Source organism: Empedobacter brevis NBRC 14943 = ATCC 43319, from assembly GCF_000382425.1.
Lineage (GTDB): Bacteria > Bacteroidota > Bacteroidia > Flavobacteriales > Weeksellaceae > Empedobacter > Empedobacter brevis.
The window spans coordinates 275,036-290,273 of the sequence record NZ_KB908295.1 but is presented as its reverse complement, the minus strand read 5'-3'; the positions used below and the strand labels follow the sequence as shown (position 1 = coordinate 290,273).

Annotated in this window: 15 protein-coding genes; 8 read left to right on the top strand and 7 right to left on the bottom strand. The window is 31.0% G+C overall.

Annotated features, from left to right (window positions below; translation table 11 throughout):
• The 7 genes from H277_RS0109965 to H277_RS20000 all read left to right on the top strand — a co-directional run.
• The coding region (locus H277_RS0109965) for a JAB-like toxin 1 domain-containing protein (protein WP_026357528.1) at positions 1 to 612 on the top strand (612 nt) is incomplete at its 5' end.
• Positions 613 to 616: 4 nt separating this feature from the next.
• The gene (locus H277_RS0109960) at positions 617 to 1,096 is read left to right on the top strand and encodes a hypothetical protein (protein ID WP_244874888.1); all 480 of its coding nucleotides are present in this window, start codon (positions 617 to 619) and stop codon (positions 1,094 to 1,096) included.
• A 376-nt stretch (positions 1,097 to 1,472) separates the two neighbouring features.
• The gene (locus H277_RS0109955; protein WP_019975446.1) at positions 1,473 to 1,718 is read left to right on the top strand and encodes an SPOR domain-containing protein; all 246 of its coding nucleotides are present in this window, start codon (positions 1,473 to 1,475) and stop codon (positions 1,716 to 1,718) included.
• 283 nt (positions 1,719 to 2,001) lie between these two features.
• Positions 2,002 to 2,451 (top strand): hypothetical protein, encoded by a 450-nt coding sequence (locus H277_RS0109950; RefSeq protein WP_154652444.1) that lies wholly within the window; start codon positions 2,002 to 2,004, stop codon positions 2,449 to 2,451.
• 132 nt (positions 2,452 to 2,583) lie between these two features.
• On the top strand, positions 2,584 to 2,874 hold the full coding sequence (locus H277_RS0109945) for a hypothetical protein (RefSeq protein WP_019975444.1): 291 nt from the start codon (positions 2,584 to 2,586) through the stop codon (positions 2,872 to 2,874).
• A gap of 211 nt (positions 2,875 to 3,085) precedes the next feature.
• A complete protein-coding gene (locus tag H277_RS0109940) occupies positions 3,086 to 3,412 on the top strand; it encodes a DUF6984 family protein (RefSeq protein WP_019975443.1) in 327 nt (108 codons plus the stop codon).
• A gap of 272 nt (positions 3,413 to 3,684) precedes the next feature.
• On the top strand, positions 3,685 to 5,292 hold the full coding sequence (locus tag H277_RS20000; protein WP_019975442.1) for a peptide-N-glycosidase F-related protein: 1,608 nt from the start codon (positions 3,685 to 3,687) through the stop codon (positions 5,290 to 5,292).
• 129 nt (positions 5,293 to 5,421) lie between these two features.
• Here the strand turns inward: H277_RS20000 and H277_RS0109930 are convergent, their stop codons facing one another.
• From H277_RS0109930 to H277_RS0109905, 6 genes are all read right to left on the bottom strand, one after another.
• Entirely contained in the window at positions 5,422 to 5,835 is a 414-nt protein-coding gene (locus tag H277_RS0109930) for an SRPBCC domain-containing protein (protein ID WP_019975441.1), read from the bottom strand.
• A 1-nt stretch (position 5,836) separates the two neighbouring features.
• Positions 5,837 to 8,155, bottom strand: coding sequence for a GAF domain-containing protein (locus H277_RS0109925; protein ID WP_019975440.1), 2,319 nt, complete (start codon positions 8,153 to 8,155; stop codon positions 5,837 to 5,839).
• 67 nt (positions 8,156 to 8,222) lie between these two features.
• Complete coding sequence (yaaA, locus tag H277_RS0109920; protein WP_019975439.1) at positions 8,223 to 8,978, bottom strand: peroxide stress protein YaaA; 756 nt, start codon at positions 8,976 to 8,978, stop codon at positions 8,223 to 8,225.
• A gap of 22 nt (positions 8,979 to 9,000) precedes the next feature.
• Positions 9,001 to 9,621 carry an L-threonylcarbamoyladenylate synthase gene (locus H277_RS0109915; RefSeq protein WP_019975438.1) on the bottom strand — a complete coding sequence of 207 codons (621 nt, stop codon included), beginning with the start codon at positions 9,619 to 9,621 and terminating at the stop codon, positions 9,001 to 9,003.
• 145 nt (positions 9,622 to 9,766) lie between these two features.
• Entirely contained in the window at positions 9,767 to 10,738 is a 972-nt protein-coding gene (locus tag H277_RS0109910; RefSeq protein ID WP_019975437.1) for an N-acetylornithine carbamoyltransferase, read from the bottom strand.
• Between the two features lie 87 nt (positions 10,739 to 10,825).
• Positions 10,826 to 11,707, bottom strand: coding sequence for a DUF72 domain-containing protein (locus H277_RS0109905; protein WP_019975436.1), 882 nt, complete (start codon positions 11,705 to 11,707; stop codon positions 10,826 to 10,828).
• A gap of 172 nt (positions 11,708 to 11,879) precedes the next feature.
• Between H277_RS0109905 and htpG the strand changes: the two genes are divergently transcribed.
• On the top strand, positions 11,880 to 13,757 hold the full coding sequence (htpG, locus tag H277_RS0109900; protein ID WP_019975435.1) for a molecular chaperone HtpG: 1,878 nt from the start codon (positions 11,880 to 11,882) through the stop codon (positions 13,755 to 13,757).
• 652 nt (positions 13,758 to 14,409) lie between these two features.
• On the opposite strand, the gene H277_RS0109895 is transcribed toward htpG, so the two are convergent.
• On the bottom strand, positions 14,410 to 15,180 hold the full coding sequence (locus tag H277_RS0109895) for a succinate dehydrogenase/fumarate reductase iron-sulfur subunit (protein WP_019975434.1): 771 nt from the start codon (positions 15,178 to 15,180) through the stop codon (positions 14,410 to 14,412).
• Positions 15,181 to 15,238 lie beyond the last annotated feature (58 nt).

Here is a 15,238-nt window from a genome sequence, read left to right as displayed (position 1 = left end):
GATCCTGATGGAATGGTAGCTACTCCGCCAGATGATTACCAATTATTAAAGAATGGCAAAGTAGAGTTGATTAGAGAGACTGAAGATAACACTGATACTTTGTATGCTTCTAATACTGATGGTTCTGTAAACGAAAATAAAAGTATTACAGTTAATAAAGGCACTTTGGACAACATTGAAAATACAACTTTTTTTGATCCAACCTTGGGAGAAAATGGAAAAAATGTTCCAATACAAATAATGGATGCTAGCTCTTCCACTAATTCTCAAGGATTATTTGAATTCATGGCTAATAATTCTACATCAGAATTTTCAATCACAAATTTTGAGAACGGTAAAACATTGATAGGAACAAGTTTTGAATATGACGCAGAAAGTAGTCTAAATATCTCGTGGCCAAAAAATGGGAATATTATTTCATTTGATCATTCACACCCAATGAATGATATGATTTCAGGAGCTGATAGTACAGCTGTAAGTACTATAAAAGAAAAACAACCAGGAACAAATCCTACTTTTAGAATTTATACTATATATAATGGACAATATAAGACATATGATGAATCTGGTATTGAATTGGACACTACTATTATAAAACCAAGAAAAAAATAAGAAAATGAGATACTTTATAAATAAAATAATGATACCTATAGCTTTCTTCATAAATATAGGAGCATTTGGACAAGAAAATAAAGATAACTTCTCCGCAGAAATTGTCATATTAGAAGATAAAAATTTAAAAAACTTTATTGATTCAATTGGTTTGAAAAATTATTATTTGAAAGATGGACAAACTTGGTATCTCGATTTTAGAAAAGCTAATGAAATTAAGTTAGCTAGTTCTAGAAAATCAAGATTATTTCAACCAAATACTAACGTATATCTTACTATAATTAATGATAATATTATTTTTATACTTTCAAAAAAAGATGATTATATCCCCATTGAAAGAACAGGATTAGAAGTAGACTTGAATAAATTTAATTTTATTAATTTAACATTTGAACTTTCAAGCTATTGGATTTTAAAAGAAGTTAATGGAAAAATAGAAATTGTAAGCCAGTCAATATATAATGGTAAAGTAAATTCACAATAAAACCAAAGGTAGACGTAAGTCTACCTTTGGTTAACAAAGTTATAAAAACGTCCTTTTTAGAAATGTATAAATTATCATTGGCATAGGAAGTAATTCAGGTTCCGCGAATTATAAGTATCGTTATAATGGAAAAGAGTTACAAGAGGAACTTGGCTTGAATGTTTATGACTATGGAGCACGTATGTATTGATATTTGGCGCTGGGGCGTGATAGACTCTCTGGAGGAAGAAGCTAATCCTGTTTCTCCTTATAATTTATACTCATAATAATCCTATTTTGTTGATCAAAAGTATGGACCAGGAAATTATAAAACAACCTCTAATACTGAGTATTCTAAAATAAAAAATGGTATGATAGAAATTTTGAATAATATATTATGAAAGAAGTTTATATGTTAGAACATGAGTATGAATATACATACAAAGGAAAAATAATTGATGAAATTAAATTAATAGGTATTTTTTCCTCTGAAGAAAAGGCAAAAAAAGTTATAAACGAATTAAAAGACAAAAAAGGATTTAAAGATTTTCCTATAACTTGTTTTAATATAGGAAGAGTTAAATTAGACTCTATTGAATGGATTGATGGCTTTATATCTACTGAAGAAGCTATAAAAGGATAGTTTATTATTATCATTTAACAATTTAATTTAGAATATGGTAGTTTACACGTTGTGTATAGCTATAATTAAAGATATGGCTATGCTATTTGCTTCATTATTGCACTAAAATGAAATAATATAAATATCAATCAATAATCGAATGGACAGGAAATAATAGTTCTGGAACAGATAATTATGATCACAAAGGTGTAGAAATATATCACGAAATGAAAAAATGAAATCATGAATAATAACGCAGAAATATAGAAATAATATGAAAGAGTATTTCAATAAACAAAAAAATATGAAAAGCATTTTCATGCTACTTAGCATCTTTATAATGAATATTGGAATTCAATCTTGTACAAAAAAAGTAACTTTAAAAGCAGCGAAAGATGATATTATTGAAGTAATATATTATAAAGGAGACTCTATCGATTTGAAGGTAAAAGGTATTTATGAAAAATATTATGTAAATACAGGTTCTATTGTAAAAATTGACAATGAGTTTTATTCTGGTGATGGAAATGACAATAAGCACTTAATGTTATCAACTAAAAAAGATACAATTTTTCAATACGAAAATGAGTTAAAATATAAAGTAGAAATAAAAAAGATATCCAAAGATACCTTTAAATCAACCTCAATTTATGTAAATGAATATGGAGAAGAGTATATCTTACAAGCTATCTATTACGATAAAGATTATAATATTTTCAAAATAGTTCGAAGGAATAGAACATATGTGAAATAAAAGAAATGAAATTGCTTTAGTTCCACGCTGTCGCGAGTACGATGTATTCTTATCGTTAGAATATATGGAAACGCTAATACAAATGGTCATATAGTTTTTGATAAAATCATAAAGCATTAATAATTGAAAATTATGAAAGAAATAAATATCGATTCTTTTTTCAAAAAAGCAGTTAATTATCTCGAGAAAACTATAAATAATAAAGATATAAAAAGTGAATTAAGAGACTCTTTTGGAGAAGAATACTTATTGGATTATATTAATAAATCTATTGATTTAATTATTTTTAATGAAAATTCATATTTAGAAAATAAATATAAAATCACAATAAATATCTTAAATCAAAGTAACAATATAGGAAATTATATATTGTATTTAGATTCAGAAGGAGAATTTATAGACGAGTTTCTTGTATGGCAGTAGGAAGAAATATACAGTAAAGTATTTTACAAAACACAAATTTCTAATAAAACCAAAAGCATATTTTAGTTTTACTATTATTGTTTTTTATAGTTTTAGTGAATCTTTTATAACTAATATCTCCTAAAAAAATTGCACACAAACCCTACAACAAAATTATTGAGCTGGAGAATAAAAACAATTTCAGAAGGAAAATATAACATAGGAAGAATACATGGAGTTAAATAGAAAACCTACAAATCAAGAAGTAAAACTTATTACATTACTTCTTGATAAATCAGGACTTTCATTTCCTGATGATTGGTATAAAAAATTATTGGTTTGTCAAATAAATGATGGTGAAATGAGAAGTCTACATCTCTTTCCCGAAGGGAAAATTATAGAAAACAGAAGTTTCGGAGAACAAATTAGTGAATACCAATTTAAAGATTCTGATGGGGTAGATGTAATTGTTTCATTAAATATAGATGATAATGGAGAATTATTTGAACTTGACATTTGGAAAACTAACTTTGAAAAATTAATTCAACTACCTGATTAAATAGTATGTCAGTACCGTTCTAAACGAATTATTTCAAAACAAAATTCACAATAACACCAAAGGTAGACTAAAGTCTACCTTTGGTGATTTTATATATTCGCTTCATTCTTCAAAAAAAGAATAAACCACTAATAATCAATCATTTACTTTATATAAATTTAAAAGACAGAAGTTCTTTGCATCGATTTTTAAGAAAGGTCTGCATCAAATTTATAACCGCTTAAAAATGATATTAAACTCTTGAAATTAATTAACACTTAAATATTTAACACATGAAAAAAATCTTATTTACTCTTTTTTTAATTTTGGGTTCCCTGCTTTTTTCCCAATCTTCCTACACGATTTACGACCGTATCATTTTCTATGACGGGTATGCAGCAACTGTTGATGAACCTGTTCCAAATGGAGTAACCCGTATGAACAATGCAAAATACACGACTAAGCTAACCAATGACATGATTCATAACCTTTCAAAAGGAATGCTGTCCATGGATGTAACGATTGGAGCTCTTTGTGATAATTATGATCGTTTAGGAGAAATCTTTTTAGCCTTTGTCCCAAAAGGAGCTACTGAATATAATTCAGACCATGTCAGCCGAATTGAAATAGCACGTATCATCACACCGTTTATGAATAAAAACAGAAATCCCAAAGAAGTCCCTTATCACTTTACATTGGATAATGTTTCTGAGATTTTTAAAGACAATACATTGAATACAACTTATGATTTCTGGTTAGAATTTGAGGTTTTTGGTGTTCCTTATGCTGCTCAGACGCAAGTAGCAGGATGTACAGGAAGAATTGATGTATTTGAGGGTACATTATCGTTCACTGTAGATACAGGTGCTGAAATATATGATGACAGCCATTTTCTATTACCATTAGCCGATTATGAATCTTTGAACAATTACAACTCAACAGATGTTCCCGGAGCAACCACCAAAATCATCGAGTTTACATTGGATAATCCTGTTGAAAATGCAATATTATACCTGATTAGTTCCAATCATGGTGCAAATTCAGGAGGAGAAGAATATGCACGAAGAAATCATAATATCTATTTAAACGATGACTTAATACATCGTTACATCCCGGGAGGAAAGTCTTGTGAACCTTGGCGACAATACAATACGCAAGGCAACGGAATTTATGGAGCAAGCCCTAGAACAACAAGGCAATGGTTAAGTTTTAACAATTGGTGCCCTGCCGATAAAATTCCAAACCGAGAAGTGTATATCGGTCATTTGGCAGCAGGAAAGCATACCATAAAATTAGATGTCCCAGATGCCGTATTTAATCAAGGTCAAGGGAATATTCCTTTCTCTATGTACCTACAAAACCGGAAAAGCGGACAGACTATCTGTCAACCCCCAACTGATTTTGTGATAACGGAACAAATTGGAAATACTGTTACGGTAGATTGGACAGAAACCGGGGAGGCTACAACATGGGAAATCATGTATGGAAGGCGTGAAAATATAGCTGATGAAACTTTTTTGGATGATACAGATGGTGAAACCGGATTCCAACTGACAGATTTAAAAACCAATTGGTATTACTCCCTGTTTGTTCGCTCAAAATGTGATGGTGAAATGAACAGCTCCTGGGTTGGTCCGGTCGATACTTCTCGAATAACTCTTTCAACAGATGATATAAATTTATCTGAACTCAAAATTTATCCTAATCCGGTAAAAGATATTTTAGAAATCCAATCGGAAGACAAAATTTCTATGGTTTCTGTTTTTAGTGCTGATGGAAAAAAATTGATAATGGAAAAAACTTCCAGTTTAAATATTTCTTTCCTTCCCGCAGGAAACTATATTGTAAAAATAGAATTGAGCAATGGGAAAATTCTAACAAAAAAAATAATCAAACTCTAATTAATAAAAAAACAGAAAAACCGAATCATATGATTCGGTTTTTCTGTTTTTTTAATTTTTCTGAGAGCAAATTAAATAATAATATTTAACCAATCGTTTTAAACCATTATCAATAATTCAATTGCTACTTTATTTTTTCTGAACATATTTCTTGATGGCTTGCATCATATTTATCCAGGCATTTTCAGAATGTGAACGATCAAATTCATTTACAAAATCTTTTCCTTCTATCGTTAAATAAGTAAAATTTCCCGAAGGTTTTAAGCTAAATGTCACTTCAATTTCGTGGTTAGTATTCTGTTTTTTATAATTGTATCGTAAGCGTTCATTTTCAAGAATAGACGTAATCATCGCTTCATCAACAATAATTTCATTATTTTTTTGAGATTCAAATTTCACCGTCTCTCCTACTCTCCATTCTTTGCACTTCATTTTTATATGCTCAAAGCATTCGTTAAATGTAGATTCATCAACCAAAACTTTCCAAATATTTTCTACAGAACCGTCTATCGAAATATTTAGCAAAACGTTATTATTGTCCATTCTATTCTTCTAATTTAGTATATTGTTCTAACTTGTATTTATAGTTTACCGAAACTCGTATTGCCAACAAACCATTTATTCCTTGTAAATCATCAACCTCTAAATACTCTATTTCTTTCTTCAGAAATTTTTTATCAATCAATAAATTGATGTAGCTGGTATATTCTTCTCGCAAAATATCTTCTGTGTAGATAATACATATTTTTTGAGGCTGGTTGATCCGTTCATTTGTTCCTTTCACAAAAGCTTTGCTTAATCTTTTCTTTATAATCTCATACTTCGCATTATTGTATCCATTCACATCAAAACGTTTTTCATCTAATTTGAATAGAATATCCAATGTTGTATTTGTTGCATAAAGCAAAGAAGCGACTTCTATTTTTAATGGTGTTTTCTTCTGAATCTCTTTGTAAGACTGTTCTAAAGCAATCATTGCTTGCAATTGCCAGTATCTAATTTCTCGAATATTTTGATACGAAAACTTTTTAAGCGGCGCTATGCTTCGCCCAACATAAAGGTTGTAATCAATACCATCTGTCTTGAAACGTTCGTAATAATGTGGAAAAATTTCTTGCGCATCCTTCTGAAAAGTATCCAATTTATTTGACAAAAACGAATTTGTCATCACAATCGATTGATCAAATTTTTTACGTTCTACATAAAATAATCCTGTTGTTGCATCCAATTTTTTCAGGTATTCTTCTATAACTGATTTTTCATCGTCTTGCACATATTTCGGAATTTCCGGATGAATATGAAGAGTAATATAATCAAACAGCTCACTTTCAAAATAGATTTTATCAACATGATCAATTCTCTCCAAGAAATGATTCAAATCATCAATATAATTTAAAAATTGATCTTTCTTTGTCCGATTATACAATTCGTTGCAAACCAATACCAAATAATTGATCTGATTTGTATAATCTTGTTTCAAACACTGATTGCGAATAATAGACGAATTTCTGACATCCAATTCACCATAAATAGGATACACATTTTGAAAAGAAATTTGAGATTTTTGTCTCGAGTTTTCCGGATGCAACAAATGTTCTCTTGCTTTCTCTCTAAATTTCCAATCCACACTTGGATGCAGAGAAGTATATTCCGTCTGTATATAGGCGTTGATTTGATTTTCAAATTCGACTGTGTATCGGTAAATAGATTCTTCTAAAAGCGGTGTGATTTCCCGCAAAAGATTTGCATTAATGCGATTGAATACACTTGCTTCTCTGGATGCAATTTCCAAAATTCCCAAACAAGAGTTTCCATTTTTCAATGGATATAAAATCAAACTTTTAATCCCTGAATTATTTGCAATTCTAAGCATTTTATCTTGTGGATACTTTGACAAAGCAGAATCGACATTAGAAACAACATAATAATCTGATTTTGAAATTTTATGCTCTAAATCCGCACAAGCAATTTCGTTCAGCTTTAACTTTTTGCGGTCATCAACCAATAAACTGTCATTCAACTGAAGAAGATGACTTACTTCTATTTGGTTTTTATCAGAATTATAAGCTGAAAATCCGACTTCTAAATCATTGATTCTAAAAATGGATTTTAAAGCAGAAATAATATCCGTTCGAACCACTTCAAAAGATTCTCCATACGATAAAAGTTTAGTTTTCAAATTGGACAACGCTATCTCCGTTGTATTGTCAAAAAAAGAAACAAGATTAAACCCTTTTGCTATCCACGAACCAATTGGAATTTTTTTCATCCATAATTCTGTGTCTTCGTAATTATTTAATAACTCTTCTATTTCATCCTCTGTTAATTCGAACTTTTTATCAGAAGGGAAAATCTTAAAATAATCATGGTTGATATCTGTTCCCAAATAAGTTTTATACCCGTTTTCATTCTCAATCACCAATTGGTTTGACAGATTAAAATCTAAATTCTTATGGTAATATTTCGATAAAATAAAACAGCTACAAAATTTATAAAGTGTTTCGTAATCAAGGTCTTCATAATTAAATTTCAACCGCGATTGTTTTTTATCAATCAATTCTTTAAGACGATCTGTCGCAAAAATAAATTTATCAGAAAAAGGAAAGGTAATGGCCTTGAGATTGTATTTGACCAAAGGTTTCGGAATAATTTTTTCGATAATCGGCTCAACGTTCTTGATTAATTTCTCAAAATCGTCAAACGTCTCTACCCCTTCTATCAACTCCGGTCTGGCAACTTTCAGGTATTCCAAAAAAGCATTAAATTCTCCGAAGTTGTATTCAGAACGTTCCAATTCTTCGATTAAAGATTCGAACGAGTAAATAATTTTAATGGGCAATATATCGATAAAATTTCCTTCCATATTTTTATTTTAAATAACGAAAGACTACTTATAAAGCAGTCTTCAAGTTTTTACAACTATTTTGTTATTATCTTGTAAACACTAACGTTTCTTCTGAAGAAAGGTTATCATCGTAACGATAACCATCGACATCAAACGCTTTTACTTCATCCAATGTTTCAACATTATTATTCGCACAATAACGTGCCATTGCACCACGAGCATGTTTAAAATACATCATGATTTTTTTTAATTCTCCATTTTTATAATCCTGGAATTCAACATCAATGATTGGAACTTTCAACTTTTTTTTATCTAAAACTTTTGCATATTCATTACTTGCTAAATTTAAGATAAATTCTCCATTTTTCAATTTAGAATTTAAAAATGGAGTCAAAATTTCTCTCCAGAAACCATACAGATTTTTAGACCCGTGTACATCAAGCTTCGATCCCATTTCCAGGCGATACAGCATTACTTTATCTGAAGGACGCAACATTCCATACAAACCAGACAATAAAAAAGCATGTTTGTTAAAATATTCTAACGATTTTCCATCCAGTGTTTCAGCATTCAAACCTCTGTAAACCTCACCTTTAAATGCCAAAGCCGCCGGAATTGCTTGCTTAGCTGTTGGCTTCACATTCCACACCTGATTACGTTCAACATTCATTTCAGCAATCTCTTTCGAAATTTTCATCAATTTCTCAAGATCTGTTCTGTCCATTTTTTTCATCACATCCATAATTTCTTGTGAATGCTCTAAGAACTGAGGTGTCGTTGCTCTCCATTTTGCGTTTGTTTCAAGATTCATCATCTTCGCCGGAGAAAGTAATATTTTCATGTTTTGTTTTTCTTAAAATAAATTATAGATAATCTTCAATATTGCCTTTACCTTCACGCAATACCTCTACTCCGTCTGTCATATCAACAACTGTAGAAGCCACGTTGTCACCATATCCACTATCGATTACAGCATCTACTAGTTTTTCCCATTTCTCAAAAATCAATTCAGGATCAGTTGTATATTCTACAATTTCATCCTCATCATAAATCGATGTTGACGCAATAGGATTTCCTAATTTCTCTACAATCATTTGAGGTACAGCATGATTCGGAACACGAATACCTACGGTTTTCTTCCCTTTATAAGCAACTGGTAAACTGCGGGATGCATTCATAACGAAAGTAAATGGTCCGGGTAAAGCCCGTTTCAAGATTTTGAACGTACTATTGTCAATTGGTAAAGTATATTGAGACAAATGACTCAAATCGTTGCACACAATCGAAAACTGAGATTTTTCGAGCTTAACGCCTTTCAATCTTGCTAATTTTTCCATTGCTTTGAGATTCGTAATATCACATCCTAATCCATACACCGTATCGGAAGGATAAATGATTAAACCTCCATTTTTCAAAATTTTAACCACTTGATCAATTGCTTTTTCTTGTGGATTCTCCGGATGAATTCTGATATAATCTGCCATTTGTAAATCTTTATTCAAAGATACAAAATTGACATCAAATCTATTCGTTCGTGAATTTTAGTTTTTGATTATGCAATTGTTAAAATCAATGGACACAAAAAACTCCTTTGACAGCAAAGGAGTTTTTTATAATAGAATAATCTAATTATTTATTTTTCAATATTTCATGGAATACTGTCTGAGCAGAATAGATACGGTTTGTCGCTTCATCGATCACAATTGAATGATCAGAATCCAGCACTTCATCAGAAACAACAACATTACGACGAACAGGTAAACAATGCATGAATTTTCCATTATTTGTTAAATTCATTTTATCCATTGTAACTTCCCAATCTTTGTCTCCTTCATTCGCTTGTCCATAATTTTCGTAAGAAGACCAGTTTTTGGCATAGACAAAATCAGCATCTTTCAATGCTTCGTCCTGATCATACGAAATAGTTGCTCCTTCTGTAAACTTCGGATCCAATTCATATCCTTTTGGTTGAACAACAGTAAAATCGACCCAATCTACCTTAGAAAACCATTGTGCAAATGAGTTTGGAACAGCTTGCGGCAAACGTCTTGGGTGTGGTGCCCACGTCATCACAACTTTTACTTTTTTTGCTGGTTTTTCAATTGGATTATAGTTCACTTTTTCAGCAATTGTAATTAAATCGGCAAAAGACTGTAAAGGATGTAAAGTTGCACTTTCTAATGAAACCACAGGAACTGAAGACAATTCTTTTACTTTATTGAACATGATTTCATTATAATCCTCATCACGGTCTACTAATTTCGGAAATGTACGAACACCCAATACATCACAATAAGCACTCATCACTTGAATCGCTTCTTTGATATGCTCTTGAGAATCTCCGTTCATCACAGCTCCATCAGCCATTTCTAAAGTCCATGAATCTGCTCCTGCATTCAAAACCCACGCATTTGCACCTAAATTATAGGCTGCTTTAATAGAACTTAAACGCGTACGTAAACTTGGATTGAAGAAAATTAAACCAATTGTTTTGTTTTTACCAACTTCTTGCTGAGCAAATGGATTTGCTTTTATTTCTAATGCTGTTTTTAGTAATTCATCGATGTTTTCTACATCATAAACCGAAGTAAATTGTTTCATAATTTTAGAAGAATCTTTTGTTTTATTTGTCTCACAAAATTAGGGGAAACAATCGAAGTTTAAAGAATTATTTTAACTAATTTTCACTTAAAACAACGTCAATTCATCCTGAGGACCACGAATATTTAAACCTAAATCTTTATTCAATTTTTTAATAAAATATTTGGCTAACATTGGCGATTCTAATTCTAAATTTTGATGAATAAAGAAGTACAATTTCTGCAAACCTTCTGCTTTCCATAATTTGATGATCTCAATCCATTCATCTAAACGTTCGTAATCAGATGGAATATTTGCTCCAACAAAACGCACAAAGGCTTCATTAGAAGTCAATCGCATATGTACCATATCTCTTCTACCTGCCGTATCGACAATGATATTCGAAATATGATGATCTTCAAATAATTTTACCAATTGATTAAAGTTTTCTTCATTTGAAAACCACTCTTCATGACGAAGTTCAACAGCTAAAGGATAACCTTTGGGAAAATTTTCGATGAAGTTTTCTAATTTTTCAAAATCTTTTGGTGCAAAATTTTCGTGCATCTGCAAAAAAATCATCCCTAACTTATTTTCAAATAACGCAACAGCATCCAAATACTGATTCAATTTATCTGTTACATTTTGCAAACGTCCATAATGACTGATACTTTGTGGTATTTTTGGAAAGAATTTAAAATCCTTTGGTGTTTTCTTCGCCCAGGTTTCTACATTTTCTTTGCTGGGTGAACGGTAATATGTCGCATTTAATTCGATGCTATTAAACTGAGTAGAATAATAACTCAATTCGTCTTTTGTTTTGGGAGGATAAAAATTCTTCAAATCCTGCTTGTTCCATTTTGCACAGCCTACATACACTTCAAAATTGTCTGTTTTATCAGCTTTGTTCAACAAATCGATTGTTTCTTTTGGTGTTTTTGGCAAGGTAAAATCAACCAGCTCAGGATTTTCTACTTTTCCGAATTTCATCTTTCTAAATTTTAAAACTAAAATTAAGCAATTATCCGCAGTTGACAAGATCTATTTTAAGACAAAATGTCAGAAATCATTCCTTTGGAATGTCTTTTGAAAATTAAAAAGCGACTGATTAAGTCAACAATAACACGTACTAATTTTTAAAATATATAAAAATACAATAACAATGAATAAAGGTAATATTAATGTTTCGGTAGAGAATATCTTTCCATTAATTAAGAAGTTTTTATACAGTGATCACGAAATCTTTTTACGTGAATTAATTTCGAATGCATCTGATGCGACATTAAAATTAAAACATTTAACAAGTATTGGTGATGCTAAAGTAGAATACGGAAGTCCAAAAATTGAAGTAAAAATCAATAAAGACGACAATACTTTACACATCATTGATCAAGGTCTTGGAATGACGGCTGATGAAGTTGAAAAATACATCAATCAGGTTGCTTTTTCAGGAGCAGAGGAATTCATTAACCAACACCAAGATGCGGATGGTATTATCGGTCATTTTGGTTTGGGTTTCTATTCTGCATTCATGGTAGCAGATAAAGTAGAAATTATTACAAAATCATACAAAGATGAACCGGCTGTGCACTGGACATGTGATGGTTCACCTGAGTTTACCTTAGAAAAAGCGGAGAAAACGGAACGCGGAACAGAGATTATTTTACATATCTCGGAAGATTCAAAAGAATTTTTAGACGAATGGAAGATTCGTGAATTATTGAATAAATACAATAAATTCATGCCTATTCCGATCAAGTTCGGAACGAAAAAGGAAACACTTCCATTACCGGAAGGTGCTGCTGAAGATGCAAAACCGGAAGAAATTGAAGTTGATGATATCATCAATAATACAAATCCGGCTTGGACAAAAGCACCATCTGAATTAACAGATGAAGATTATCAGAATTTCTACAGAGAATTGTATCCGATGCAATTCGAAGAACCATTGTTTCACATTCATTTAAATGTTGATTATCCATTTAATTTGACTGGAATTTTATTCTTCCCAAAATTAGGAAACAACATTAATATCGATAAAGACCGTATACAATTATACCAAAATCAAGTATTTGTAACAGATGAAGTAAAAGGAATTGTTCCCGATTTCTTGATGTTATTACGCGGTGTGATTGATTCTCCGGATATTCCTCTGAATGTTTCACGTTCGTACTTACAAGCGGATGGTGCCGTGAAGAAAATTTCTGCACACATCACGAAAAAAGTAGCGGATAAAATGTCTTCATTAATAAATCAAAATCGTGAGGATTATGAACAAAAATGGAACGACATTAAAGTTGTGATTGAATATGGAATGATTTCGGAAGATAAATTCTTCGAAAAGTCTGACAAATTTGCATTGTATCCAACTGTTGATGGTAAATATTTTACTTGGAACGAGTTGAATTCGGCAATCAAAGATCATCAAACAAACAAAGACGGGAAATTGGTTGTGCTTTATGCTTCTGATGTTGATGGACAAGATCAATACATTCAAATTGCAAAAGAGAAAGGTTACGAAGTAATTTTATTAGATTCTCCTATCTCTTCTCATTTAATTCAGAAATTAGAATCAACGAAAGAGAATGTTACTTTTGTTCGAGTTGATGCCGATCATATTAATAATTTGATTGAAAAAGACGACGTTAAAATTTCTAAATTATCTGATGAAGATAAAGACAAATTGAAAACTGAGATTACGGATTCAATCAATAACAAGTCGTACACAATTCAATTAGAAGATTTAGCAGGAACTGATGCTCCTTTCATTATTACACAATCAGAATTTATGCGTCGTATGAAAGATATGCAAGCGACTGGCGGAGCCGGAATGTTTGGCATGGGTAATTTCCCGGAAATGTACAATGTCGTGGTAAATGCCAACTCTGATTTGGCGACGGAAATTTTAGCCAAAGAATCGAAAGAAGAAAAAGAAGCGTTAATCAATCAAGCATTAGATTTAGCAAAACTGTCTCAAGGATTGTTAAAAGGTAAAGAATTAACGAATTTTATCAACAGAAGTTTTAAGAACATTAAATAATCTCAGAACACTATATTTTAGTCGTCTTAAGCTTAAAATCCAGCACATGATGTGCTGGATTTTTTTATTATCTTATCCTCTATTGATGTGTTAAACTTTTAAAATTACATCTAAATAATTTGCAAAACATGATTTTTGTCATTAATTTTACATCAAGGAATTAATAATTATTCGTTCAGGACTTTAAAATAGTTAGTTGTTTTAAAACAGAACATTAAAATTAATAATTGTTTTTCCCTAAATAACGAAATTTTTAAGCCGACAGAGAATTTCCATAATAAGGTGGAAATTAATTCAAAATCATTATCAAAAATTTCGGGAAGGATTTCAAGGAATTGAAATCCTTTTTTACCCAGACGTTCTTTTTAAATCGATTTTACTCATAGTTTACATATTTTTTTAGTAATCGATCATTTATGAGTATATATCATTTATCATTACATATAGATATTTGTTCTATTTATAAAAAAATTCTTTTTTTATAATCATTTAAAAAGAACAAATTACAATGGACTTATTCAAATGAATGAATTTGACATTGGGAAGGATTTCAAGAGATTGAAATCCTTTTTTTATGTACTTATAAGTGATATAAAATAAAAAAAGAGAGACGAAATAGTCTCTCTTTTATGTAATTATAGTTCAGAATATACTATTCTTGTGATACAATTTTTGCAGATAAATACTCACGATTCATACGTGCGATATTATCCAAAGAAATTCCTTTTGGACATTCTATTTCACAAGCTCCTGTATTTGTACAGTTACCGAAACCTTCTAAATCCATTTGAGCTACCATTTTCTGAGCACGACGAGCAGCTTCTACTTGTCCTTGAGGTAACAATGCAAATTGAGAAACTTTTGCTCCTACGAATAACATTGCAGATCCGTTTTTACAAGTTGCAACACATGCTCCACAACCAATACATGTTGCAGCGTCAAACGCTTCATCAGCATTCATTTTATTTACAGGAATGTTGTTTGCATCTACTGTACGCCCAGAAGTGTTGACAGAAATATAACCACCTGCTTGTTGAATACGGTCAAAAGATGAACGATCAACAATTAAATCTTTGATTACCGGGAATGCAGCTGATCTCCATGGTTCGATATAAATCGTTTCTCCATCTTTGAACATACGCATATGTAACTGACAAGTTGTAACTCCTCTATCTGGTCCGTGAGCTTCACCATTGATGAATAAAGAACACATACCACAAATACCTTCACGACAGTCGTGGTCGAATGCAACTGGCTCCTTTCCTTCTTCTATTAATTGCTCGTTTAATAAGTCAAGCATTTCTAAGAAAGAAGAATCAGTAGAAACATCTTTTAAGGAATATGTTTCCATTTTTCCTTGAGCATTAGCGTTTTTTTGACGCCAAATTTTCAGCGTTACGCTGATTGTTTTTGATGATGCCATAATTCTATATGATATTTTGACATTTTGCTCGAATATTTCTTATCAAGCAAAATGATTT